The sequence below is a fragment of the Rickettsia tamurae genome, assembly GCF_000751075.1.
Classification (GTDB): domain Bacteria; phylum Pseudomonadota; class Alphaproteobacteria; order Rickettsiales; family Rickettsiaceae; genus Rickettsia; species Rickettsia tamurae.
The window spans coordinates 26,734-50,648 of record NZ_CCMG01000015.1; the positions used below are offsets into that span (position 1 = coordinate 26,734).

Consider the following 23,915-nt stretch of genomic DNA (forward strand, 5'->3'; position numbering starts at 1 on the left):
GCAATCCTTGAAAGAAATTTATTATGTCTCTATAATTAAATATAATTCATTAAATTAAATTTAAGGCTAAGTAATCGTGACTGATAAATATTCTTCTAATTTAGTACCGGTAAATATCGAAGATGAGATGAAAGTATCTTATCTTGATTATGCTATGAGTGTTATAGTAAGTAGAGCTATACCGGATGTTCGGGACGGCTTAAAGCCGGTGCATCGCCGAATTATCTATTCCATGCATGAAGCCGGTAATCATGCTAGTAAACCTTATAGAAAATCCGCTAGAATAGTTGGTGACGTGATGGGTAAATACCATCCGCACGGTGATAGTGCTATTTACGATTCGTTAGTACGTATGGCACAAGGTTTTTCGCTCCGTTTACCGCTTGTCGACGGGCAGGGTAATTTCGGCTCGATGGACGGTGATGCGGCGGCGGCAATGAGATATACCGAATCTCGAATGGCCAAAGTTTCGCATAAGCTTGTAGAGGATATCGATAAAGAGACCGTCAGCTTTAACCCTAATTATGACGGTTCTGAAAAAGAGCCTTCCGTACTTCCTGCAATGTTTCCTAATTTATTGGTTAACGGTAGCGGAGGTATTGCGGTCGGTATGGCAACTAATATCCCGCCTCATAATCTTGGTGAAGTTATCGATGCGTGCTGTTTATATATAGATAATAACGATATAGAAATTTTAGATTTGCTAGAAGTTGTTAAAGGACCGGATTTTCCTACGGGTTCAATGATTTTAGGCATTAGCGGTATTAGATCGGCATACCTTACCGGTAGAGGCAGTATCATTATGCGAGGTCGGGCGGAGGTTGAGAATATCGGTAATAGCCGTCAAGCAATTATTATTACCGAAATACCGTATATGGTAAATAAAGCAAGGCTCGTTGAGAAAATTGCTGAAATGGTTAAAGAGAAACGTATTGAGGGTATAAGCGATTTACGTGACGAATCGAATAAAAACGGTGTAAGGATTTTTATTGAGTTAAAGAAAGACGTAGTTGTTGAAGTAGTCTTAAATCAAATATACGCATGTACGCAGCTACAAACTAGCTTCGGTGTTATTATGCTTGCTCTTAAAGACGGGCTACCGAAAGTGATGAATTTGAAAGAAGTAATCGCAGCTTTCGTTAGTTTTAGGGAAGTGGTAATTACTAACCGTACTATATATTTGCTAAATAAAGCAAGAGATAGAGCACATATTTTACTAGGGCTAACTATTGCCGTTAGTAATATCGATGAAATAATACGTATTATTAAAGCTTCAAATGACCCGAATGCAGCTAAACAAGAATTAATGGCTCGCCAGTGGGAAGCATTAAATATACTACCTCTTGTAAAGCTGGTTGATGATAAAGCAATGTTAAACGAGCAGGGCAAATGTAGCTTTACCGAAGTGCAAGCTAAGGCAATCTTAGAAATGAGATTGCAACGCCTGACCGCTATGGAGAAAAACAAGCTTGAAGAGGATTTGAAGAACCTCGCTACGGAAATTACCGAATATCTTAATATACTCGGCTCTCGTACAAGGTTACTTGAGATTTTAAAGGAAGAGCTAATTAAAGTTAAAGAAGAATTTGCGACTCCTCGTCTTACTTCAATTGAATTTGGCGAATTTGATCAAGATATAGAAGATTTAATTCAGCGTGAAGAAATGGTTGTAACCGTAACGCTTGGCGGGTATATCAAGCGTGTACCTCTAAGTAGCTATCGTTCGCAAAAACGTGGCGGTAAAGGAAGATCAGGGCTTTCAATGCGTGATAAAGATATTACCACGCAAGTTTTTGTCGGTAGTACTCATACGCCAATGTTGTTCTTCTCAAATATCGGTCAGGTTTATAGTTTAAAACTGTATAAATTACCTTTAAGTAATCCGCAAGGTAAAGGAAGACCGATGGTTAATATATTACCGTTGAAAGAAAATGAGCATATTACAAATATCATGCCGCTACCGGAAAATCAGGATGAGTGGGATAATTTAAACATTATGTTCGCAACTGCCAAGGGGAATATCAGAAGAAGCGATTTATTAGATTTCAAAAAGATTCAGTCGAACGGTAAAATTGCTATTAGGCTTGATGAGGACGATAAATTAATAGACGTAAAACCATGTAAAGAAGACGAGCATATTTTACTTGCCACCAAAGTCGGTAAAGCTTTAAGATTCCCTGTTGAATCATTGCGTGTTATTAAGAGCCGTACTTCTGACGGTGTACGAGGTATGAAGCTTGCTAGAGAGGATTCCGTAATTTCTATGACTGTGCTTAAAGGCATTAGCAGTACAAAAGAGGATAGAGATGCTTATTTAACAGTGCCATGGGAAAAAAGGCTTGAGGTTGCTAAAGGTGAGGCGTTTAACCCCGAAGAGTTAGGCGTAGCTTTGACTGCAGATTCTATTTTAGAAATGGCAAATTCCGAAGAATTCATTTTAACCGTAACTGAGAACGGTTTTGGTAAGAAAAGCTCAGCTTATGGCTATAGAATTACTGACCGTGGCGGTAGCGGTATAATCAATATGGATATTAACGACAAAACCGGTTTAGTTGTCGGTGTTATGCCGGTTAAAATGGATGATGAGTTAATGCTGATTACCAATAGCGGTAAGTTAATTCGCTGTAAACTTGAGTCAGTACGTATTACGGGACGTAACACTAGCGGCGTAATCCTGTTTAAGCTAGATGAGGGGGAAAAAGTCGTATCTGTTTCTCTCATTGCTGAAAGTACCGAGGGTGAAGAGGATAGTGAAGTGGAAGAAGAAGGTTTAGAGCAATCTGAAGAGGTGTAAGGGCTGAGGCGTTGTCATTCCCGCATAGCTCTTAAAAAGCTCTCGATGTCATTCTTGCGGAAGCATTTTGTGTAGATACCTAAGTCGTCATTGCGAGGGGGTATTGTTGCGTGGACCGGTAAAACCCACTGTGTCACCACCCCGTGGCTTGACCACGGGGTCCATAAAAACAATAAAAAATACTAATAATTTTAGTATTTTTAACTGGATCCCGTGGTCAAGCCACGGTATGACAGAGGTGAAATTGATCCACGCAACAATGCCTTGCGAGCAGCCATAGGCTGCGTAGCAATCTCATGAAATAATAACAAACTCCTGAGATTGCGGACGTACAAATTACTTTGTAATTTTCCTTGCAATGACGTTAATTTATTAATTGATCTGCTTTTAGTTAGCAATACCCCCCAAAGAACTTCTAGAAAAGTATTGCAACACTAATTTTTCTCTCTATAATAACTGTATGTTGAATTTATGAATATGCAAATATTAACTTTCCAGTCTTTTTTTACTACTACAACCGGTCCAAGCCGGTAACAATATCTCTATATCTTTCTTTTAATTATATCCATCTATTTAAATTAACTAATTATTATTAGGTAAGTTTTATGTTTCGTAAAATGCCACTTATTTTAATGGCTATTATCATAGCTATCATATTGTTAAACCCACTAATGAGTTTAGAAGTAAAAAGGTTATTGTATTCAATAAGTCTATCTATTAAATCTATAATTGGATTATTTCTTCCTTTAATTATTTTTGGCTTACTTTTTAAATCTGTTGTAATGCTAGCCAAAGGTGCAACACGTATAGTTTTCTTAATATTATTACTAGTATGTGGGTCTAATTTTTGTTCTACCTTCATAAGTCATTATGTAGGTATATACATATATCAATTCGATTTATCAATGATCTCTCCTATAGAAAATGATAGCTTAAAGCCTTTATGGTTACTTAATTTTCCTAATATTATTTCTAATGATAAAATCGTATTTAGTAGTATTATCTTAGGCTTTATTTCCTCAAAATTTTGTGCTGAAGTTGCAATTGGATTGGCTTTCAAGATAGAAGTATTTGTTGCAAAAATATTGCGATTGTTTATCTATGTAATTCCTTTATTTATAATGGGCTTTATCGTAAAACTACAGTTTGATGAAGTATTAGGTATAATTATTAAAGATTATATGTTTATTTTTGTGACAATCGCATTTGCTCAGTTTGGCTATATCTTTCTTGCTTATTTTATTTTAAGTAACTGTCGAGTTAAGGAATTCATAGCTAGCCTTAGTAATATGATGCCAGCGTCTATAAGTGGATTTAGTGCAATGTCTAGTGTTGTAAGTTATGCCACTTAGTATAATAGGAGCGGAAAATAATACAAATAATAAAGCACTCGCTCGTACCGTTGTACCAATAACAGTAAATATTCATCTTGTTGGCGATTGTTTCGCCATACCGATTTTGGCTCATGCCATACTAAAGAGTTATGGATTAGCTGAACCTACTTTATTTAATTACCTTATTTTTACTTTTTATTTTGTATTGGCAAAATTTTCAGTAGCAGCCATACCAGGTGGCGGAATTATTGTAATGCTCCCTATACTTGAACAATATCTAGGTTTTAATACTAATATGATGTCGCTGATTACAGCTCTTTATATCTTGTTTGATCCTGTGATCACTTGTGCTAATGTTTTAGGAAATGGTGCTTTTGTTAAACTGATAGATAATATTATATAGTGTAACTCAGAAAGCTTAATTTAAGCAAATTTGCATGGATTAAGTCATGTTCCACCGTGAGCATTAATAAATATTTCAGCAATAGGATGAGGTTTCTTAAAATACTCTAGGTTCTTGCATGCGGAAAATTAAATTATTTGTATTTTTAGATATTTTTGGGCAAAAATTAATAAGAACGCAAGAACCTAATATCTCTCTTTCTTTTAAAGTAATTGTTGAATTATCTATATTTGATAAATTAGATATTTGTGTCCCTTGAATTATTATTTTAATATTAATTAGATAATTGATTTAAAAGAGAAAAAGTATATAATCTTTGTGTGGAAAGTTATATATTGGTAATAAAGTATGATGTGGTTATTAATTGCGATTGGTTTAACCGTTGCGGTTCTTATTATAGGGGTAGTGTCGATGGCTATCGGAGGAAAGTTTAATAAGAAATTTAGTTCAAAGCTAATGACTTTAAGAGTTTTTTTTCAGGCAGTCGCCATATTTTTATTGATTATAATATATTTTTATAAAGTTAATTTATAAATGCCTGAAAATAACTCAAAAAGCTACTTAATCGATTTCTCTCATTTCTTCACGTAATTCTTCCCATTTGTCTAAAATTTCTTCTAATGTAACTTCTTCGACTTTTTTTTCTTCATCTTCAAAGTCCTTTAAATCTCTAATCAGTTTCTCTAGCTTTAATAATGAAATTTTTTTTTCATTATACTGATCGCTACAATGTTCTTCGAGTTGTTCGGCAATTTCTTCAATATCACCCCAATGCATTACTATTCCTCCTTAATTTTATGCAAGCCTTATTTATTAACATGTTATCTGATATTTGCTATTATTTTTTACTAAATATTATTAATTCGACAAATTATTGCAAATAGGTGAGTTTATTATGCAACTATTGCTGGAATTAGGTAGGTTTGCTTTCTTTACATTTTGGTGATTTTATGGTATATTAAAATAAAATATTAAGATTTAATTATGTCAATATTACCGATAGTAACGGCACCTGATGAAAGATTAAAGCAGAAATCTCAGCCGGTTTTAGAGTTTACCGATCAAACACGAAAATTTATGGATGATATGCTTAAAACTATGTACCATGAAGACGGTGCAGGGCTTGCAGCAGTACAAGTAGGGGTATTGAAACGTATTTTAGTAATTGATATAAAAGATCATGATTCGGTAGAAAGACCAAAAGATTTGTATCCGCTTTTTATAGTGAATCCTGAAATAATAGAAAAATCAGAAGGGCTAGTTACGGCTAACGAAGGTTGTATCTCATTACCGGAGCAACGTATTGAGGTGGCAAGACCGGAATCTATAAAGATTAGGTATTTAGACTATCATAATAAGCAACAAGAGCTTGAGGCAAATGATTGGCTTGCAAGAGTTATCCAGCATGAGTATGATCATTTAGAAGGTAAGCTTATGATTGATTATTTAAGTAATTTGAAACGAGATGTAGTACTTCGTAAGCTTAAGAAACTCAAAAATAATATAGTGTGAAAGTAATCTTTATGGGAACGCCTGAATTCGCCGTTCCCGCTCTTAAAAAACTTATAACTCATCATGAAGTTAGAGCTGTTTTTACCCAGCAACCTAAAGCTAAGGGCAGAGGACTTAACTTAGCTAAATCTCCCATACATCAATTAGCATTTGAGCATCAAATTCCTGTTTATACTCCTTCTACTCTTCGTAATGATGAAATAATAAATCGAATTAATAAAGTTAATGCTGATATTATAGTTGTTATTGCATATGGTTTTATTGTGCCGAAAGCTATATTAGAAGCTAAAAAATACGGCTGTCTTAATATCCATCCATCCGATTTGCCTCGCCACAGAGGAGCGGCTCCTCTGCAGCATACTATTATAGAGGGCGACCGGAAAAGTAGCGTATGTATTATGCGTATGGATGCAGGGCTTGATACGGGTGATATATTGATGAAAGAAGATTTTAATTTAGAAGAAAAAACAACATTGGAAGAATTGTATGATAAATGTGCAAATCTCGGAGCGGAGTTATTAATTAAAACACTCGCAAATATCGATAATATAGTACCGATAAAACAGTCAAGCGACGGTATTACGTATGCTCATAAACTAACAAAGGAAGAAGGAAAGATTAATTGGCATGAATCCGCATATAAAATAGATTGTAAAATAAGGGGGATGAATCCTTGGCCCGGAGCATATTTTAGTTATAATGATAAAATAATTAAAATCCTTGAAGCAGAATATTTAAATACGGATCATCACTTTACTTCCGGTACCGTTATTAGCGATAAGCTGGAAATAGCTTGTGGAAGTGGTATATTACGAGTGAAAAAACTTCAGCAAGAGAGTAAAAAAGCTTTGAATATAGAAGAATTTTTACGTGGTACAAATATTTTAAAAGATACAATATTAAAATAAGAGTATTATTATGGGTAAAGATAAAAAAGAAGTTAGGTTTAATGATAATTTAGACGTTAAGGAGTTTACCTCAAAGCTTGAAAAGAATAGTGATATTTATTCTGTAAAAAGAAAAGTAATTAATATAGTAGATGATGAAGTAGAGGATCAAACTAAGCTACTTACGGAAACTCAATTTCTTGTGAAAAAAACTCCACACGGTAAAATATCTCAATATGAAATTAGCGGCTTTATTAACAAAGCCGGCGAACGTATAAACGATCCAAAACAAATAAAAGAAATTTCAAAATTATACGCTCATGCCGAATTTGCTGATTTACAGAAAAATGTTTTAGGTAAATTTGATAAGAACGGTAATTTAAGTATGACTAAAGATTTTGAAATTGATGAAAATCTAGTCTTTAGAAAAGACGGTAAATTATTGTTTGTTAAAACTCAAAGCGGTTTGATAAACAGAGAAGGAGAAATGAAAGCAGTAAATCATGTTTTATAAAAAGGCAGGTTCTTTTTTGAAGATTTAGGCGGTAAGGTAGATACAAAATTAGGGACCGCAAGTCTAAACAAAAAGCTGGCAAAGCCTACTTATAAAAAGAGGTTAAAATAACTTTAAGCTCCTTCATGAAAAATAAAATTAAAATTATTTGAAATTAGTGTTTGACAAGCTTTAAAAATATAGATATAAAATCACCACACAAAGTTTGAAACGTAAAACTTTGTAGCTGTTTAAAAAGTTGATAAAGCTAAAAACTAAATACACCGCGATAATAAAAATTTATATCGTGAGTAGATACTGAAAATAATTGTGAAATTAATTCTGTATGCATCGTGTAATCTCAAGTTAAAAGCGTAAGTAAATATAATAAGAGCATTTGGTGGATGCCTTGGCACTAGAAGGCGATGAAGGGCGTAATACGCTGCGATAAGCTTCGGGGAGTTGCGAATAAACTTTGATCCGAAGATTTCCGAATGGGGAAACCCACCTAATTTATTAGGTATTGTATAGTGAATACATAGCTATATGAGGCAAACCCAGCGAACTGAAATATCTAAGTAGCTGGAGGAAAGGACATCAACCGAGACTCCGTTAGTAGTGACGAGCGAACGCGGACCAGGCCAGTGGCTTCAAAAAAATAACTAAAACAACATGGAAAGGTTGACCATAGAGGGTGATAGTCCCGTATAGGTAAAAAGTTTGAAGTCCTTGAGTAAGGCGGGACACGTGAAATCCTGTTTGAACATAGGGGGACCACCCTCTAAGCCTAAGTACTCTCTAGTGACCGATAGTGAACAAGTACCGTGAGGGAAAGGTGAAAAGTACCCCGACAAGGGGAGTGAAATAGTATCTGAAACCAAATGCTTACAAGCAGTCGGGGCAAGCGTATTTATATGTCTTGTGACGGCGTACCTTTTGTATAATGGGTCAGCGACTTAGTTTATCTAGCAAGCTTAAGCCGTTAGGTGTAGGCGTAGCGAAAGCGAGTCTGAATAGGGCGTTTAGTTAGATGAATTAGACCCGAAACCGGGTGATCTAGCCATGGCCAGGTTGAAAGCGGAGTAAAATCCGCTGAAGGACCGAACCCACTACTGTTGAAAAAGTAGGGGATGAGCTGTGGTTAGGGGTGAAAGGCCAATCAAACTCGGATATAGCTGGTTCTCCGCGAAATCTATTTAGGTAGAGCGTTATAGCGATTACCGTCGAAGGTAGAGCACTGAATGAGCTAGGGGGTCCCACAGACTTACCAAACTCAATCAAACTCCGAATGTCGACGAGTACAGCATAACAGACAGACTATGGGTGCTAAGGTCCATAGTCGAGAGGGAAAGAGCCCAGACCGCCATCTAAGGTCCCTAAATCATGACTAAGTGTTAAAGGATGTGAGAAGACCAAAACAACTAGGATGTTGGCTTAGAAGCAGCCATCATTTAAAGAAAGCGTAATAGCTCACTAGTCTAAATAAGTTTTCTTGCGCCAACAATGTAACGGGGCTCAAGTCATGTACCGAAGGTGCGGATTTATGCATTTGGCATAAATGGTAGCGGAGCGTTCCGTAAGCCTACGAAGGTGAACTGTAAGGTTTGCTGGAGGTATCGGAAGTGAGAATGCTGACATAAGTAGCGATAAAGAATGTGAGAAACATTCTCGCCGAAAGTCCAAGGGTTCTTGCGTAAAGTTAATCTGCGCAAGGTTAGTCGGCCCCTAAGATGAGGCTGAAAGGCGTAATCGATGGGAATCAGGTTAATATTCCTGAACCTGAAGGATGTGACGAAAATAGTAAATTGTACAGTCTTATTGGATTGATTGTGCAGTGAATATTTCCCAGGAAATAACACCTTCATTATAGACCGTACCCGAAACCGACACAGGTGGACAGGTAGAGTATACCAAGGCGCTTGAGAGAACGATACTGAAGGAACTAGGCAAATTGCATCTGTAACTTCGGAAGAAAGATGACCTGTATATGGGCAACCATGTACAGGTGGCACAAGCTAGGGGGTAGCGACTGTTTATTAAAAACACAGGGCTCTGCAAAGTCAATAGACGACGTATAGGGTCTGACGCCTGCCCAGTGCTGGAAGATTAAAAGGAGGGGTGCCAAGCTCTGAATTGAAGTCCCAGTGAACGGCGGCCGTAACTATGACGGTCCTAAGGTAGCGAAATTCCTTGTCGGGTAAGTTCCGACCCGCACGAATGGCGTAACGATTTCCCCACTGTCTCCAGTATCGACTCAGCGAAATTGAATTCTCCGTGAAGATGCGGAGTTCCCGCGGTCAGACGGAAAGACCCCGTGAACCTTTACTATAGCTTTGCACTGGTGTTAGGAATCGGATGTGCAGGATAGGTGGGAGACTACGAAGCGAAGGTGTCAGCCTTTGTGGAGTCATCCTTGAGATACCACCCTTTTGGTTCTTGACATCTAACCGAGATCCTTGAATCAGGATCCGAGACAATGCATGGTGGGTAGTTTGACTGGGGCGGTCGCCTCCCAAAGAGTAACGGAGGCGCGCGATGGTTAGCTCAGGTTGGTCGGAAATCAACTTTTAGAGTGCAATGGCATAAGCTAGCCTGACTGCGAGTCTGACAAGACGAGCAGAGACGAAAGTCGGTCATAGTGATCCGGTGGTCCCGAGTGGAAGGGCCATCGCTCAACGAATAAAAGGTACTCCGGGGATAACAGGCTGATGATTTCCAAGCGTCCATAGCGACGAAATCGTTTGGCACCTCGATGTCGGCTCATCACATCCTGGGGCTGGAGAAGGTCCCAAGGGTTCGGCTGTTCGCCGATTAAAGTGGTACGTGAGCTGGGTTTAGAACGTCGTGAGACAGTTCGGTCCCTATCTGCCGTGGGTGTAGGAAGTTTGAGAGGATCTGCCTTTAGTACGAGAGGACCGAGGTGGACGTACCCCTGGTGGACCAGTTGTCATGCCAATGGCACAGCTGGGTAGCTAAGTACGGAAGGGATAACCGCTGAATGCATCTAAGCAGGAAACCACCCTCAAAACTAGACTTCCCCATTAGAGCCGTGGAAGACCACCACGTTGATAGGTCGGGTGTGGAAGCACAGTAATGTGTGTAGCTAACCGATACTAATAGCTCGATTGATTTACTTTGCTGTGAGATTACATATATGCATATAGTGTTAATTCTATAAAAATGTAGTATCAACTCACAAAGTTATCAGGTTAAATTAGCTTTATCAATGAATAAAAATGTTGTTGCATGACCAATGTCATACCGTGGCTTGACCACGGTATCCAGTAAAAATTATTTTGCTGAGTATCGTAGTAAAAGTTAAGATATGATGTTAAGACTTTTTTTGAGTCGTGCAATAACATTAACAGCAAACTATAATACAAATCTATCTTTTTAAAAGTTTGTATTGCTAGCTTGGTGGTTATAGCATGAGTGAAACACACGATCCCATCCCGAACTCGAACGTGAAACCTCATAGCGCTAATGGTACTATGTTATAAGGCATGGGAGAGTAGGTCGCTGCCAAGCTTGCAATGCAAATTTTTAATTATCTTTCTTTTTCTTTATGAGGTATTTTACATTCATAATTTTTACCTTTCTCTATATTAGTAATGCTTACGCATTAAAGAATAAACATCAATTTATTTCCATAGATCGCTAAAGTCTAACATAGAAATTAAAAAGCTATTTAAAGAAATTATTTTAGAGTTACCAAACGGCATAGTAATTAATGAAGGTGGAATTTTAACTCAAGAAGGTTATATTCTACAAGATACTCAAACAAGCTTAGGTGATCAACATCGTTTATTAAATAAAAAACGAGATATTAATACAGAAAATCCTTTATATTTATATTTTAATGGAAAATTAGCAGTAATTTCATCTTCTGGTTCTGAAAATTGGTATCATTGGCTGCTACAAATTTTGCCTAGATTAATTATATTAAAAGAATCAGATCTTGAATATGACCGTATCTATATTAATAATTTAAAATATTCATGGCAAATTAAGTCATTAGAAATAGTATTAAATTATTTAGATATATCGGAAGATAAGCTTTTTGTAGTAAATAGTGACTGTATAATTCAAGCTACTAGACTAATTGTTTCATCTGTACCGTTTATTCCGGTAAAAGGTACGCCTTTGCCTTTATGCTTAAAAAAAGATTTAAGAAATATTTTTATTAAAGATAATAGTAAAGCATACAATAAAATATATATTTCTCGTAAATCTTCTACCCGAAAAATAGTTAATGAAGAGGAATTAATAGAAAAAATTGAGAGACTCGGTTTTAAGGTAATATATCTAGAGCTATCCTCCCCGTATGAACAGGCCCAGCTTTTTAATAAAGCAAAAATAATAGTTGGACCGCACGGATCAGGATTTGCTAACCTTATTTTTGCGGCTCCAAAATGCAAAGTAGTAGAAATTGATCACGGTACAACTCCCTCTAGAAGTTTTTATAAAAGAATGGCAAATTATATGTCATGCGATTATTATCCTTTTTATGTAGATCAGACAACAGAAGAGCATTTAGAAGACGATATAAAGGTCAATATTGATAAATTTATTAAGTTTTCTTAGAGGTCATCTGTAAACAATAATTAGTATTCATATTTCAACCTCTTAAGGAAGTTAATTCTTAAAATCATTATTTAATAAATAAGATTCGCTATTCATTTCATTTAGTCTTGAAATAGTGCGTTTAAATTCTGCGGCTCGTGCTGAACCTTGATATATTTTATTTGGGTTATCTTCTAAGCTCATAAATAAGAGTATTTTATAGAAATAGGCATTATCGATAAAGTTGATAAATCTAACGGCTGTATTTGTATCGTTAGCATCGATAGTATGAACGTTCCCCACTATAATAACGTTGAAATTTTGGCAAATATTAACATAATCGATATAGCTTAAGTCTCTTGCAAATAATTCATTATAATCTGTTACTAATATTCTTTTATGCACTTTTTGAAACGATATTTCTCTACCTAGAACCTGTATATTTTGAGAAACAAGATTATTATCACTAATCTCCGTGATAATTTTTTCAAGTTTGTTTTGGTTTTCTAAAGTTAAGGGATAAATTATCCTTTCTCCTTTAACTCCTAACGCTTTATCAAATCGATAATCATGGTGATTATCTAGATATTTAACATAAAATGTATTATTGATTATCTTTATAAAAGGTAAGAAAGATTCTCGTTGTAACCCGTCTTTGTAAAGATTATTGGGACTCGTGTTAGAGGTTATAAAAATAAAAATATTTTGCTTTATTAATTCATCAAATAATCTACCGATTATCATTGCATCTGTAATGTCTTTAATTTCAAACTCATCTATACATAACGCTTTAGTTTGTTTAGCATAGTTTTTAGCAATTTTAGGAATGATATCTTTCTGATTTTCTGTTTGTAATTTATGCATAGATTTATGAATTTCCTGCATAAAGTTCTGATAGTGTATTATTATTTTAGGTGTGGTTAATTCTTCAAAAAAAGAATTCATGAGCATAGTTTTACCGCTGCCCACCGGACCGTATAAATAAATTCCGCTTTTTAAATTATTTTGGTTAAAGAATTTAAATAAACTTTTTGGCTTATTAAGTTCTGTTGCCAGTTGTTTTAATTCTTCTAGTAAAGCAGCTTGTTTTGCATCTAGTACAATATATTTCAGAAAGCTTGATACAAGCGAATTTTGCAGGTCTCGTCTGTGCTCACGTAGTTTTCTACGCTGCGCAGAATCGCCTTTAAATTCATCTTGTCTAAAGCTTTCTGAAATATATTGTATTAATGAAGTAGAGGATTTTATCATCCAAAATATTTTTTATCTAATTTATTATATGTTTTTTCTAAAATCGGTAGGTATAATTTAATATTTTCAAAAACTCGTTTTGCATCTTCATATTTATAAACATGAGAAGTATTATTGCAATCATCAAGCATTCCAAGCCACATTTTTTCATCATCAATCATACTAAATTGAGAAGCTTTACTTAGAACATCTTTTGGAGTAGTACTATCAATTTTTTCATGGGTTAGTATTTTCTCTAGTACTTTCCAAAATAGTTCTATTACGAATTCAAATCGCTGAATAGCAGCATCTAAAAGAACAGGATCTTTATCTACTTTAGTTCTTTCTATAACCTCGTGTAAGCGTTGTATAGCTTGTCCTAGTGTTTTAAAATAATCTTGCCACAATATTTTTTCCATTAGAGCTTCTCCTTTTTTATAAAGAATTTTTTTAAAATTAATGATATTTTGTTTAAATTTATCATCATCATTTAATGTATCAAATCGTACACAAAAGTGTATCTGCATCATATATTATTTCTAAAACTTGCTGCCAATCATCTTCATTTGCATTAGGGCAGAGGATGGCGATATCAATATCAGAACGTTCACGATTATCACCGCGCCCGCGTGACCCAAAAAGCCAAACTTCTTCTATAAAGGGTATTTAGTAAGATTTGTTAAAAAGGAATATTCTATTATACTATTCATATCTTCCTGTACAACAAGGTTGCATCGCCGTAGCTAAAAAAACGCATTTTTTCTTTTATAGCATATTTATATAATTCATGCATCTCTTTAAATCCGGCAAAAGCACATATAAGCATAAATAAAGTAGATTTAGGAAAATGGAAATTAGTAAGTAGCATATCTGCCGTTTGGAATTTAAAGCCTGGGGTTATGAAAATATCGGTTTCAAAATCACCGGCTTTTACAGTGCCTTTATTGCAAGAACTCTCAAGTGTTCTAAGTGTTGTAGTGCCGACTGCGATAATACGTCTCCCTTCTTGCTTTGCTTTATTGATGATTTCAGCAGTTTCAGGAGTGATAGAGCAATATTCGGTATGCATTTTATGCTCATGAATATTTTCGGTTTTTACAGGTAAAAAAGTTCCTGCTCCCACATGTAATGTTAAAAATGTAGTTTGTATACCTTCTGCCTTAAGCTTATCAAGTATATCCTTTGTAAAATGCAAGCCTGCCGTCGGTGCTGCAACTGAACCTTCTATTTGACTATAGATTGTTTGATAGCGTTCGTTGTCGTTTTGAGTGTTTGTCATCCCGTGGCTTGACCACGGTATCCAGTCATTATTTAAAAATTTTTTGGATCCCGTGGTCGTAGCCGCGGGATGACATAATGAGTGTGAACGCCTAATATAAACCGGCAGCGGCATCTCACCGTATTTATCTAGGAATTCAAATACAGAAATATTATCAAGCTCGAATTTTATTTTAATCTCGCCCATCGCAAGTTTTGCGGTAATAATTACCTTATGATTATCAAAATAAAATTCATCGCCTATATTAAGTTTTCGAGCAGGCTTTGCAAAAGACGACCAACAATTATCAGGTAATTTTTGATTCAAATTTATTGTAATATTCTTCCCTAAATGTAACTTTGCTTTAATCACTTTGCTATTATTAAAGACTAATAAATCACCTTCTTTTAAGTAATTTATTATGTTATAGAATTTGGTTTTAATAAGCGGTGTGGTAGCAATTAGCAAATCCGAGTGGTCACGTTTATTAGATGGATATTGTGCGATAAGTTCGCTTGGTAAATCAAAGTCAAAATCAGATAGTTTCATTGTTTAAATATTAGTGGCTAAAGAAGTTATTATAACAGCATATGACAATATTTAATATAATATTTAGTTTATTGATTGCTTACTAATAAATAAACTATTTGTTGATAAAATGATTTTTTCTGTACGATACAAAACACTATTAATTGAATAACGAAAGGAAATGCTATGACAAACGAGAACCTGATTAGAGATAAATTTTATGAGATATTAAGCAGTAAAGATATAGAAGAACAGCAAAATATGGGATTTAATAATATAGATAAAATGAAAAGATATGAATTTTTTAGAGAAAGTTTTGTCAAAGAATTCAAAGCTTTGATTGAAGATCCAAATACAAATATTTCTAATGTGTACAATATGGCATACTGCAATGTAGATAAAATAGCAAGATCTCCTGACACTGCTATAGTTAAAGCAATTTGTCAAGGTGATTATGATTTAGTTGATAGTATGTTAACTGCTTTAAATATTGATCCAAATACAAAAGTATCTACGTTGAAGCATGAGGCCTCCAGTCTTTTAAGGTTTGCGTGTATTAATAATCAGAAAGAGATAGCTAAGCTTTTACTTGAAAAAGGGGCAAGTATAATACTTGACTATAATAACGGTATAACCGTTTTACACACTGCCATAACAGCCGGACATTTTGATATGGTAGAATTTCTACTTGAAAATGGGGCTGATCCTAATTACGTAAAAGATGACAATTTTAGTTATTTAGAAATATTTACTTTCCTATACAAAAATATAGCTATGGTAACTAAATTACTCTCTTATGGTGCTAATATGGAATTTATTCGTTGTGGAAAGACCATATTTAAAAGTTTAGTAGACTTAACTAGAAATCTTGAGGATAGGCATCAGAGTACAGATATGGTAAAAGTATATTTACAATATGGTGCTAATCCGGATGTACTCGATCCTGACGGTCAAATGGTCCGTGATAAAGAAGTAATTTATGGACCTCTTAAAGCTCTTTTAACGCTTGAATCCGCATTTCGTAAGAATGATTACAAGGCAATTAAGGCTATTGACAAGAAAGATTTAGCCGCATTTGTTCAATGGAAAGCAGAAATATTACCGGTTGCAAAAGATGCTTCTAAGAATAAATACTAATAAAATTAAGAGAAAAGATAGTTGAGTTGGTACCGTCTTTAGAGTTTTTATGCATCTTAAAAATTGAAGATACTCATGAGAGTACAATAAAAGCGATGACAGAGTATAAACTACTTCAAGTTGAAGCAGCAGGAGAAGCGGTGGCTCCTACTGACTTAGTTTAAAGGTTGAGGCTGGTACTATGTCATTCCTGCGAAAGCAGGAATCCAGTTTTTTTCGGTGTCATACCGTGGCTTGACCACGGTATGACAATAATTGCTTCACACTATCAACCCTTTTACTTGAGAGTTCCATAATTTTTGATATAGCTTACTATTTTTCAGTAATTCTGCGTGGCTACCGTCATCGATTATACTACCTTTTTCAAAAACTAAAATTCTATCCATATTGAGTAAAGTAGATAATCTGTGGGCAATAACTATCACGGTTTTATTTTGCATTAAATAATCCATTGACTCTTGAATTAGGCTTTCCGTTTCGCTATCTAAACTACTTGTTGCTTCATCGAGAATTAAAATAGGAGCATTTTTTAAGATAGCTCTTGCTATAATGATTCTTTGACGCTGACCGCCGGATAAATTATTTCCCCGCTCTCCGCACATAGTATCGTAACCGTCCGGTAAATTATCGATAACATCGTGGATATGTGCAGCTTTTGCTGCTTCTATAACCTCTTCAAGAGTAGCTTCTTTTTTTCCGTATCTGATATTTTCCAAAATAGTACGATGAAAAAGTACCGGTTCTTGCGGTATAAGGCTAATAGCTTTTCTAAGAGAGTCTTGAGTTACGTTTTTAATATTTTGATTATCTATTAAAATCATCCCTTCTTCTATATCATGTAACCTAGTGAGCAAACTAATAAAAGTGGTTTTTCCTGAACCGGAAAAGCCGACTAGCCCTACTTTTTGTTTACTCGGTATTAATACTGATTTATTATAGAATAGATTGTTATTATGGTGATAATTAAACGTAACATTTCTAAATTCAATAACACCTTCTTTGATATCTAAAGGAGTAGCATTTTCAATATCCGTTATAATATGCGGTGCCATTAGGGATAAACCTTGATTAAATGCTCCGACCTGCTCAAACATATCACCGATTTCTTGCGTTAAATCCCAAATATCGTCTGCTACATTTATACATAATGTTAGCACTAATACGCAATCACCTATGCTTATAGATAATTCGCTACGAAGTTTAGATAAATAATAAATCATTATAAAAATCATTATTGAACAAGAAGTCCCAAGAGCATAACGCAATTTGAACATAAAGAATTGCATAGTTTGCTCATCGGCTACGGCATTTTCTACTCTTGTTTCTAGATGTTGACGTTCAAACTTATGGGCTGTAAACATTCTAACCGAATTAATATTGCTAATTGCATCTACAATACTGCCGGCAACAAAAGATTGGCTTCTAGCATAATTTAACGAGTATTTATTGATTTTATCTGAGAAAAGAACGCTAAGTCCTAAAAAAACCGTAATCCATAAAATAAATATCGTAGCAAAAACGTAATGTACGGAATATAAAGCAATTAACGCAAATACAATAATGGCAAGTTTATGAAGAATTTTTTCGCCGAATATTGAAATGATCATCTCAAATGATCTTGCGGTTTCGGTAATACGATTGCTAATATGTCCTGCTAGATTATCCTGAAAGAATTTATGGCTATGATATTGGGTATAATTATAAAGTTCATTTAGTATTTTCCCTTTTATTACGGGCATAGTCTTTAGATACAAATAATCATATGAACGATATGCTATATTAATACTCTCCCACCAAAGAGCATAAAATACTGCCCAGTAAATCATGGAAGATAAAAGATTATTAGCGTTCTCATCGCTGAAAGATTCTATTAAATCAATGATTTTCTGAAGTAATATACTATCAATCGCCGGAATCATACCGAGTAAAATACAAATTACAGTCAATAAAGTAATTTTAACTTTATTGAATTTTAAAAAATAAATACCTAAGCTAAATGTTGATTTAGATAAAGTAGGGTATTTTATCACGATAATGTACCTCGATTTTAAAATAATATATTAATTCGTGTTATTTTGGAGCATATAATTTAATTATTTTGCAAAAATATACCTAAAAATATTAAATCTATGGAAAAATAATAAACAAGCCTTGCTTCTTACCTTAAATAATGCTACAAAATTCAGAAAATAACTTTAAAATCATTAGAAATGCAAGAAAAAGAATTATCTAATAATTTTTTAGAAGAACAAGAAAAGTCTAAGGAAGACGATTCTCCGTTCTTTGATGTAAAATATATTTGTCAAGCAAGTTTATTAATTACGGATTCTATCCGAAAAGGGTATGATGTAACGCAATTACCCAATGGTGATATTAATGTTACAGAAGTAAGAATAGTAAATGTTCATTATAATTGGAGCTCCGAAAAAGGAAAATTTGTTAAAACTAATCAGATAGAATTTAATAATAGCAAAGGTGGATGATTAAATCAAATACTGTATTGATGTTATTGTGTGCTTCAGTTTTTTTTGTCATTGCAAGGAAAAATTGAAAATTTTAACAAAGCAATCCAGTAAAAAATTTTGATTTACAGAATTTTTTTATTATTTTTCTAGATTTCCATGCTCCTTTTAGTCGTTCGCAATGACGTTGAATCTTAAAACAGCAGCTTAAATATGGAATTTGATCAAATATTATTATCGAGGATTCAGTTTGCTTTTACCGTAAGTTTTCATATAATATTTCCTGCTTTTACTATAGGGCTTGCAAGCTTTTTAGCGGTAATTGAAGGGTTATGGTTAAAAACAAAAAAGCCGGTTTATCAAGAAATATACAAATTTTGGGTGAAGATTTTTGCCGTTACTTTCGGTATGGGAGTAGTTTCGGGCGTTGTAATGTCTTATCAATTTGGGACTAACTGGTCGAATTTTTCAGATAAGGTTGGAAATGTCCTTGGTCCGCTTCTCGGTTTTGAAGTATTTACTGCCTTTTTCCTCGAATCTTCTTTTTTAGGTATAATGTTATTCGGCTTTAATAAAGTCAGTAAAAAAGTACATTTTATTTCTACGTTAATAGTTGCCGTTGGTACTGTAATCTCAGCTTTTTGGATACTTGCAGCTAGTAGCTGGATGCATACGCCTGCTGGTTTTGAACTGCGAGGCGAAGGATTCTTTTATCCTTTGAATTGGTTAGAAATTATCTTTAACCCTTCTTTCCCATATCGCTTTTTCCATATGATTACGGCGGCTTATTTAACTACTTCTTTTGTTATCGGTGGTGTAGCTAGCTTTTATTTACTAAATAATCGTTATAAAGAGCATGCTAAAATTATGCTTTTTATGGCGGTGTTAATGGCGTTAATTGTTGCACCTATTCAAATATTTATCGGTGATCTGCATGGTTTAAATACTCTTAAATATCAGCCGGTTAAAGTTTCGGCTATGGAAGGTATTTGGAATACGGAAAAAGGAGCAGCTTTTAATCTTATCGGCTTTCCTGACGGGGAAGAAGAAAAAACAAAATATGCTGTAGAAATACCTTATGCTAGTAGTTTAATCTTAACGCATAGTTTAGACGGTGAAGTGAAAGGATTAAAAGAATGGACAAAAGAAGAGCGTCCGCCGGTTGCAGTAGTATTCTTTAGCTTCCGTATTATGGTAGGAATCGGTTTCTTAATGGTATTTACAGGTATTGCCGGTTTATATCTTTATTTGAAGAAAAGATTATATACTACGCATTGGTTTCAATATTGGTATATATTAATGTCACCTTCAGGTTTTATTGCAGTACTTGCCGGCTGGTTCGTAACCGAGGTAGGTAGACAACCTTATATAGTGTATAATATTTTAAAAACCGTAGATACGGTATCACCGGTACTCGGCAAATATGTATTTATTTCTCTAATTGCTTTTGTAGTAGTGTATGTGATCATTTTCGGAGCGGGTATATATTATATAATGCATTTGATAAAGAAAGGTATAGAAGCGATAGATAATAAAAAATGTACGGAGAGATCGGTTTGAATAAACTATTATTAGAAAAGTAATAAGCTTATGTTAAATTTTGCACCTTATATAGATTTACCGCTTGTTTGGGGTGGGCTTATAGCTACCGCTATTTGTTTATATGTTTTATTAGACGGTTTTGATTTAGGAGTAGGGATCTTATTTCCGTTTGCACCTACTGATGATTGCCGTCATAAAATGATTAATTCTATTGCTCCTTTTTGGGACGGTAACGAAACTTGGTTAGTACTTGGCGGTGGTGGTTTATTTGCAGCTTTCCCACTGGCATATTCGCTATTAATGCCGGCTTTATATATTCCTATTATATTAATGTTACTTGGCTTAATATTTCGTGGTGTAGCTTTTGAATTCCGTTTTAAGGCTCATATAGGTCATCGTTATATTTGGGACTACGCTTTTCATTTCGGTTCTATGCTTGCTGTTTTTTGTCAAGGTTTAATGCTTGGTACGTTTGTCCAAGGAATAGAGATAGAAGGACGAGAATTTGCAGGGGGGAGCTTTGATTTTCTTACTCCCTTTTCCGTTATAACGGGGATAGCATTAATATTCGGTTATGCACTCTTGGGTGCTACTTGGCTTATTCTGAAAACAGAAAAGAAAACACAAGATTGGGCTTATAAATCTGCTTTATATATTTTATTTTATGTTGCACTTTTTATGGGACTTGTAAGCTTATGGGTTCCTTTCTTAAATAACCACATAAATCATCGTTGGTTTAGTGTACCTAATATTTACTATTTATCTATTGTACCTATTGTAACTGCTTTAATATTTATCAAGTTAATTAAAGCCGTTAAGCAAAAAAAAGAAGTAAAGCCGTTTATTTATACGATCTTGTTATTTTTATTAGGATATTTAGGGCTTGCGATAAGCATATGGCCATATATCGTTCCTTATAAAGTTACGCTTGAAACTGCAGCAGCAGCACCGGAGTCACAGTCTTTACTGTTGATAGGGGCTGGAATATTCCTACCTGTCATACTTGGCTACACATTCTATTGTTATTATATATTCCGTGGCAAATCATCTCATCATCCGATATATTAAAAAAATAACCTCTTGTCTAAAAGGGTGGCAATGGTTTATTATTCTATGGCTCAGCGGATTATTATCCACATTACTTTTGACTTATGTAGTTAAGTTGGTGTTTAGGATGATAGGGTAGGTTTATTTTTTGTTGTCATCCCGTGGCTTGTCTACGGGGTCCATAAAAACAATTTAAAATACTAATATTAGTATTTTAAGCTGGATCCCGCGATCAAGTCGCGGTATGACAAGGGTGGAATTGATCTATGCAACAAGACTGGTCAAGTCACGGAATGACACCGAATACATGCAATGACATTAAAGTATAGGTATATGGCAAAAATCTCAGCATTTATTATTACTAAAAATGAAGCGGCAAGGATAGCGATAGCTATAAATAGCGTAAAAAATATTGTCGATGAGGTGATAGTAGTAGATAATGAAAGTACTGATGATACAGTTAGTATAGCTGAAAAATTAGGGGCAAAGGTAGTGATAAAACCTTGGCTTGGTTATGTAGGACAGAAATCTTTTGCCGAAAGCCTTTGCGTAAATGATTGGGTCCTTAATATTGATGCCGATGAGGAGTTATCTAAAGAGTTACAAGATGAAATAGAGTATATTTTTGTATCTAAGAATCAAGATCAATATCTAGCTTATCAAATAAAGCTGTTAATAATGCATCGTAATGACCAAAAGCCAAGAATGTTTGCTCCATTTAATAAATGTACTCGGTTGTATAATAAAAAATTTGCAAGCTTTGCAAATACCGTAAATAGTACTACTCATGATTCGGTGATATTTAATAAGGATGTTGATTTTGCAGGTAAAATTTATCTATTAAATGAAGCTGCTTATCATTATTCGGGTACTTCAATTGAGCAGTTGGTAACTAAAGCAAATTTTTATTCTAGCGAGCAAACAAAAGATTTAATGATGCAAGATAAAAAAGTTTCAAATATCCGCATAGCATTTGAAATGTTATGGTGGTTTTTTAAAGCATTTTTTATCAGACGATATTTTGTATTCGGTTTTGACGGTTTTGTAGATTCAATAATTTTTGCTTTTGCAAGGTTTCTAAGGCTTGCGAAATTAAGAGAGTCGTTATTTAAATCAAAAAACGTCATTGCGAGCGACTATAGGCATTATTGCATGGATACCAAGTCATCATTGCGAGGAGCGAAGCGACACGGCAATCCAGAAAAATAATTAAAAAAATTCTGATTTACAGAATTTTTTACTGGATTGCTTCGTCGAATTACTACGTAATTCTTCTCGTAATGACGGAAAATCGATCCACGTAACAACGTCTCCTCGCAATGACGTTTTAGAAAATAAAAAATAAATTATGAAAGAAAATTTTAACGTTAGTAAATTAAAAAACGGTTTGACAATTTTAACATATAATATGCCTTATGTTAATTCGGTAGCAATAAATTTAATTGCTAAAGTTGGAGCACGTTATGAAAATGCAGAAGAGGAAGGCATATCTCACTTTCTTGAGCATATGGCTTTTAAAGGTACGAAAACTAGAACGGCAAAACAGATAGCGGAAGAATTTGACTCTATAGGCGGACATTTTAATGCCTATACCGGTCATGAGAATACGGTATATTATGCACGAGTCTTGTCTGAAAATTGTGATAAAGCACTTAATATACTTACCGATATAATTCAAAACTCTATTTTTGCTGACGAAGAAATAACTAAGGAATATCAGGTGATAATGCAAGAAATTGCTCATCATCAGGATAATCCGGATGACCTAGTATATGAGAAATTTTATAATAAAGTTTATAGAGAGCAACCATTAGGTAAGTCGATTTTAGGTACTGCTAAAACCCTTGCAACTTTTACGAAAGAACATTTTTTTAATTTTATAGGTAAACATTATAATGCCGAAAATCTCTATTTATCAATTGCCGGTAATATTGATCATAATAAAATAGTAATTATAGCGGAACAGTTATTTTCTTCTTTGAAGCAAGGAGTAAAAAGTAGCTTTATTCCGGCAAAATATATAGGCGGAAGCGGCTTTATTAATAAGGAGTTAGAGCAAACTAGTTTAGTGCTAGGGTTTGAAGGTACATCATATATTAATTTAGAAAAGCTTTACCAAACCCATCTACTTTCTATAATATTCGGCGGCGGTATGTCATCGCGTTTATTCCAAACTATTCGTGAGAAATTAGGTTTAGCATATGCAGTAGGTAGTTATAATAGTGCTTATTTTGATAGTGGAGTGTTTACAATTTATGCATCCACTGCACATGACAAGTTAGAATTATTATATAGAGAGATTAAAAACGAAATAATAAAAATGACTGAAAAAGTAAACACAGAAGAGATTATTAGAGCTAAAACACAACTTCGTAGTAATTTACAAATGGCTCAAGAGAAAAATACCTATAAGTCAGAAGAAATAGGTAAAAATTATTCTGTTTTCGGTAAATATATTTCTCCTGAAGAGATTATGGAAATTATCATGAGTATAAAAGCTGATGATATTATTAATACGGCAAATAAAATATTTAGCGGTGCTACTACATCGGCAATTATAGGCCCTCATGATCTTCAGGGATTTTAATGATATGCTTGTAGATACCAGAGTCGTCATTGCGAGCAGCCGTAGGCTGTGTGGCAATCTCATGAAATAATAACAAACTCCTGAGATTGCTTCGTCAATTATTTGCGTAATTTCCTCGCAATGACGAGGAAGATGAAT

The 23,915-nt window shown here is 34.4% G+C and carries 23 protein-coding genes, 2 rRNA genes and 4 pseudogenes; 20 read left to right on the forward strand and 9 right to left on the reverse strand.

Annotation, left to right across the window (positions count from 1 at the left end; translation table 11 throughout):
- Positions 1-76: 76 nt before the first annotated feature.
- Both gyrA and MB29_RS10490 read left to right on the forward strand, forming a co-directional pair.
- A complete protein-coding gene (gyrA, locus tag MB29_RS05685) occupies positions 77-2,794 on the forward strand; it encodes a DNA topoisomerase (ATP-hydrolyzing) subunit A (RefSeq protein ID WP_032139419.1) in 2,718 nt (905 codons plus the stop codon).
- A 94-nt stretch (positions 2,795-2,888) separates the two neighbouring features.
- A pseudogene (locus MB29_RS10490) lies at positions 2,889-3,065 on the forward strand (tRNA lysidine(34) synthetase TilS); the annotation flags it as partial.
- Between the two features lie 321 nt (positions 3,066-3,386).
- Here the strand turns inward: MB29_RS10490 and MB29_RS10495 are convergent.
- Entirely contained in the window at positions 3,387-3,656 is a 270-nt protein-coding gene (locus MB29_RS10495) for a hypothetical protein (protein ID WP_032139420.1), read from the reverse strand.
- Positions 3,657-3,699: 43 nt separating this feature from the next.
- Here MB29_RS10495 and MB29_RS10500 point away from each other — a divergent pair, with 43 nt between their 5' ends.
- The 4 genes from MB29_RS10500 to MB29_RS05715 all read left to right on the forward strand — a co-directional run bounded on the left by MB29_RS10500 (position 3,700) and on the right by MB29_RS05715 (position 5,065).
- Positions 3,700-4,146, forward strand: coding sequence for a transporter (locus MB29_RS10500; protein WP_084686925.1), 447 nt, complete (start codon positions 3,700-3,702; stop codon positions 4,144-4,146).
- Entirely contained in the window at positions 4,136-4,531 is a 396-nt protein-coding gene (locus tag MB29_RS08675; RefSeq protein WP_084686927.1) for a cation:dicarboxylate symporter family transporter, read from the forward strand. Before MB29_RS10500 ends, MB29_RS08675 begins: the two co-directional genes overlap by 11 nt.
- A gap of 118 nt (positions 4,532-4,649) precedes the next feature.
- Positions 4,650-4,790, forward strand: a complete 141-nt coding sequence (locus MB29_RS05710) for a hypothetical protein (protein WP_032139421.1) — start codon at positions 4,650-4,652, stop codon at positions 4,788-4,790.
- Between the two features lie 89 nt (positions 4,791-4,879).
- A complete protein-coding gene (locus tag MB29_RS05715) occupies positions 4,880-5,065 on the forward strand; it encodes a twin transmembrane helix small protein (protein ID WP_008580611.1) in 186 nt (61 codons plus the stop codon).
- Positions 5,066-5,092: 27 nt separating this feature from the next.
- Here MB29_RS05715 and iscX read toward each other — a convergent pair whose 3' ends face one another.
- Entirely contained in the window at positions 5,093-5,308 is a 216-nt protein-coding gene (gene iscX, locus MB29_RS05720; protein WP_032139422.1) for a Fe-S cluster assembly protein IscX, read from the reverse strand.
- A 207-nt stretch (positions 5,309-5,515) separates the two neighbouring features.
- On the opposite strand from iscX, the gene def reads away from it, so the two are divergent.
- The 4 genes and pseudogenes from def to MB29_RS05740 all read left to right on the forward strand — a co-directional run bounded on the left by def (position 5,516) and on the right by MB29_RS05740 (position 10,561).
- A complete protein-coding gene (def, locus tag MB29_RS05725; RefSeq protein ID WP_032139423.1) occupies positions 5,516-6,043 on the forward strand; it encodes a peptide deformylase in 528 nt (175 codons plus the stop codon).
- Positions 6,040-6,951, forward strand: coding sequence for a methionyl-tRNA formyltransferase (fmt, locus tag MB29_RS05730; protein ID WP_032139424.1), 912 nt, complete (start codon positions 6,040-6,042; stop codon positions 6,949-6,951). Before def ends, fmt begins: the two co-directional genes overlap by 4 nt.
- A 181-nt stretch (positions 6,952-7,132) precedes the next feature.
- Positions 7,133-7,580, forward strand: a pseudogene (locus MB29_RS08680) (hypothetical protein).
- 219 nt (positions 7,581-7,799) lie between these two features.
- Positions 7,800-10,561 (forward strand): 23S ribosomal RNA (locus MB29_RS05740).
- A gap of 71 nt (positions 10,562-10,632) precedes the next feature.
- Here MB29_RS05740 and MB29_RS14495 read toward each other — a convergent pair.
- Entirely contained in the window at positions 10,633-10,785 is a 153-nt protein-coding gene (locus MB29_RS14495) for a hypothetical protein (protein WP_233418974.1), read from the reverse strand.
- Positions 10,786-10,836: 51 nt separating this feature from the next.
- On the opposite strand from MB29_RS14495, the gene rrf reads away from it, so the two are divergent.
- Positions 10,837-10,951, forward strand: a 5S ribosomal RNA gene (gene rrf / locus MB29_RS05745).
- A 396-nt stretch (positions 10,952-11,347) separates the two neighbouring features.
- Positions 11,348-12,007, forward strand: a complete 660-nt coding sequence (locus tag MB29_RS05750; protein WP_051965321.1) for a glycosyltransferase family 61 protein — start codon at positions 11,348-11,350, stop codon at positions 12,005-12,007.
- A 51-nt stretch (positions 12,008-12,058) separates the two neighbouring features.
- Here MB29_RS05750 and zapE read toward each other — a convergent pair whose 3' ends face one another.
- Genes zapE through queA form a run of 4 tightly spaced genes read right to left on the reverse strand, consistent with a single transcriptional unit; the run spans position 12,059 to position 15,023 of the window.
- Positions 12,059-13,237, reverse strand: coding sequence for a cell division protein ZapE (zapE, locus tag MB29_RS05755; RefSeq protein WP_084686930.1), 1,179 nt, complete (start codon positions 13,235-13,237; stop codon positions 12,059-12,061).
- Positions 13,234-13,746 carry an HI0074 family nucleotidyltransferase substrate-binding subunit gene (locus MB29_RS05760; protein WP_051965322.1) on the reverse strand — a complete coding sequence of 171 codons (513 nt, stop codon included), beginning with the start codon at positions 13,744-13,746 and terminating at the stop codon, positions 13,234-13,236. Before MB29_RS05760 ends, zapE begins: the two co-directional genes overlap by 4 nt.
- Positions 13,715-13,882 (reverse strand): nucleotidyltransferase family protein, encoded by a 168-nt coding sequence (locus tag MB29_RS10505; RefSeq protein ID WP_324607283.1) that lies wholly within the window; start codon positions 13,880-13,882, stop codon positions 13,715-13,717. The genes MB29_RS05760 and MB29_RS10505 overlap by 32 nt, the downstream gene beginning before the upstream one ends.
- Positions 13,883-13,922: 40 nt before the next feature.
- Positions 13,923-15,023 (reverse strand): tRNA preQ1(34) S-adenosylmethionine ribosyltransferase-isomerase QueA, encoded by a 1,101-nt coding sequence (queA, locus tag MB29_RS05765; protein WP_032139425.1) that lies wholly within the window; start codon positions 15,021-15,023, stop codon positions 13,923-13,925.
- Positions 15,024-15,188: 165 nt separating this feature from the next.
- On the opposite strand from queA, the pseudogene MB29_RS14305 reads away from it, so the two are divergent.
- The 3 genes and pseudogenes from MB29_RS14305 to MB29_RS12975 form a co-directional block, all read left to right on the forward strand.
- Positions 15,189-15,677 (forward strand): annotated as a pseudogene (locus tag MB29_RS14305) (ankyrin repeat domain-containing protein); the annotation flags it as partial.
- Positions 15,675-16,139, forward strand: coding sequence for a hypothetical protein (locus MB29_RS14310; RefSeq protein ID WP_407690065.1), 465 nt, complete (start codon positions 15,675-15,677; stop codon positions 16,137-16,139). The pseudogene MB29_RS14305 and the gene MB29_RS14310, both read left to right, overlap by 3 nt.
- Before the next feature lie 26 nt (positions 16,140-16,165).
- The gene (locus tag MB29_RS12975) at positions 16,166-16,303 is read left to right on the forward strand and encodes a hypothetical protein (protein ID WP_233418976.1); all 138 of its coding nucleotides are present in this window, start codon (positions 16,166-16,168) and stop codon (positions 16,301-16,303) included.
- Positions 16,304-16,399: 96 nt separating this feature from the next.
- Here the strand turns inward: MB29_RS12975 and MB29_RS05775 are convergent, their stop codons facing one another.
- A complete protein-coding gene (locus tag MB29_RS05775; RefSeq protein ID WP_032139426.1) occupies positions 16,400-18,169 on the reverse strand; it encodes an ABC transporter ATP-binding protein in 1,770 nt (589 codons plus the stop codon).
- A gap of 180 nt (positions 18,170-18,349) precedes the next feature.
- On the opposite strand from MB29_RS05775, the gene MB29_RS05780 reads away from it, so the two are divergent.
- A complete protein-coding gene (locus MB29_RS05780; RefSeq protein WP_032139427.1) occupies positions 18,350-18,622 on the forward strand; it encodes a DUF2671 domain-containing protein in 273 nt (90 codons plus the stop codon).
- Between the two features lie 79 nt (positions 18,623-18,701).
- Here MB29_RS05780 and MB29_RS14315 read toward each other — a convergent pair.
- Positions 18,702-18,794, reverse strand: a pseudogene (locus MB29_RS14315) (lytic transglycosylase domain-containing protein); the annotation flags it as partial.
- A 20-nt stretch (positions 18,795-18,814) separates the two neighbouring features.
- On the opposite strand from MB29_RS14315, the gene MB29_RS08685 reads away from it, so the two are divergent.
- From MB29_RS08685 to MB29_RS05800, 4 genes are all read left to right on the forward strand, one after another.
- Positions 18,815-20,161 carry a cytochrome ubiquinol oxidase subunit I gene (locus MB29_RS08685; RefSeq protein ID WP_215426261.1) on the forward strand — a complete coding sequence of 449 codons (1,347 nt, stop codon included), beginning with the start codon at positions 18,815-18,817 and terminating at the stop codon, positions 20,159-20,161.
- A gap of 30 nt (positions 20,162-20,191) precedes the next feature.
- Positions 20,192-21,211 carry a cytochrome d ubiquinol oxidase subunit II gene (gene cydB, locus MB29_RS05790; RefSeq protein WP_023507109.1) on the forward strand — a complete coding sequence of 340 codons (1,020 nt, stop codon included), beginning with the start codon at positions 20,192-20,194 and terminating at the stop codon, positions 21,209-21,211.
- Positions 21,212-21,523: 312 nt separating this feature from the next.
- Positions 21,524-22,399: a glycosyltransferase family 2 protein gene (locus tag MB29_RS05795; RefSeq protein ID WP_032139428.1), complete on the forward strand. Its 876-nt coding sequence runs from the start codon at positions 21,524-21,526 to the stop codon at positions 22,397-22,399.
- Between the two features lie 139 nt (positions 22,400-22,538).
- Positions 22,539-23,777, forward strand: coding sequence for a M16 family metallopeptidase (locus MB29_RS05800; RefSeq protein ID WP_032139429.1), 1,239 nt, complete (start codon positions 22,539-22,541; stop codon positions 23,775-23,777).
- Positions 23,778-23,915 lie beyond the last annotated feature (138 nt).

Excerpts from the sequence above, each read along its gene's own strand:
- MB29_RS10495 (WP_032139420.1), bottom strand. The coding sequence starts at position 3,656 with ATGAAGGTAGAACAAAAATTAGACCCACATACTAGTAATAATATTAAG.
- MB29_RS10500 (WP_084686925.1), top strand. The coding sequence starts at position 3,700 with ATGATCTCTCCTATAGAAAATGATAGCTTAAAGCCTTTATGGTTACTT.
- MB29_RS08675 (WP_084686927.1), top strand. The coding sequence starts at position 4,136 with ATGCCACTTAGTATAATAGGAGCGGAAAATAATACAAATAATAAAGCA.
- MB29_RS05710 (WP_032139421.1), top strand. The coding sequence starts at position 4,650 with ATGCGGAAAATTAAATTATTTGTATTTTTAGATATTTTTGGGCAAAAA.
- MB29_RS05715 (WP_008580611.1), top strand. The coding sequence starts at position 4,880 with ATGATGTGGTTATTAATTGCGATTGGTTTAACCGTTGCGGTTCTTATT.
- iscX (WP_032139422.1), bottom strand. The coding sequence starts at position 5,308 with ATGCATTGGGGTGATATTGAAGAAATTGCCGAACAACTCGAAGAACAT.
- def (WP_032139423.1), top strand. The coding sequence starts at position 5,516 with ATGTCAATATTACCGATAGTAACGGCACCTGATGAAAGATTAAAGCAG.
- MB29_RS14495 (WP_233418974.1), bottom strand. The coding sequence starts at position 10,785 with ATGTTATTGCACGACTCAAAAAAAGTCTTAACATCATATCTTAACTTT.
- zapE (WP_084686930.1), bottom strand. The coding sequence starts at position 13,237 with ATGATAAAATCCTCTACTTCATTAATACAATATATTTCAGAAAGCTTT.
- MB29_RS05760 (WP_051965322.1), bottom strand. The coding sequence starts at position 13,746 with ATGATGCAGATACACTTTTGTGTACGATTTGATACATTAAATGATGAT.
- queA (WP_032139425.1), bottom strand. The coding sequence starts at position 15,023 with ATGAAACTATCTGATTTTGACTTTGATTTACCAAGCGAACTTATCGCA.
- MB29_RS14310 (WP_407690065.1), top strand. The coding sequence starts at position 15,675 with ATGGTAGAATTTCTACTTGAAAATGGGGCTGATCCTAATTACGTAAAA.
- MB29_RS05780 (WP_032139427.1), top strand. The coding sequence starts at position 18,350 with ATGCAAGAAAAAGAATTATCTAATAATTTTTTAGAAGAACAAGAAAAG.
- MB29_RS08685 (WP_215426261.1), top strand. The coding sequence starts at position 18,815 with ATGGAATTTGATCAAATATTATTATCGAGGATTCAGTTTGCTTTTACC.
- cydB (WP_023507109.1), top strand. The coding sequence starts at position 20,192 with ATGTTAAATTTTGCACCTTATATAGATTTACCGCTTGTTTGGGGTGGG.
- MB29_RS05795 (WP_032139428.1), top strand. The coding sequence starts at position 21,524 with ATGGCAAAAATCTCAGCATTTATTATTACTAAAAATGAAGCGGCAAGG.
- MB29_RS05800 (WP_032139429.1), top strand. The coding sequence starts at position 22,539 with ATGAAAGAAAATTTTAACGTTAGTAAATTAAAAAACGGTTTGACAATT.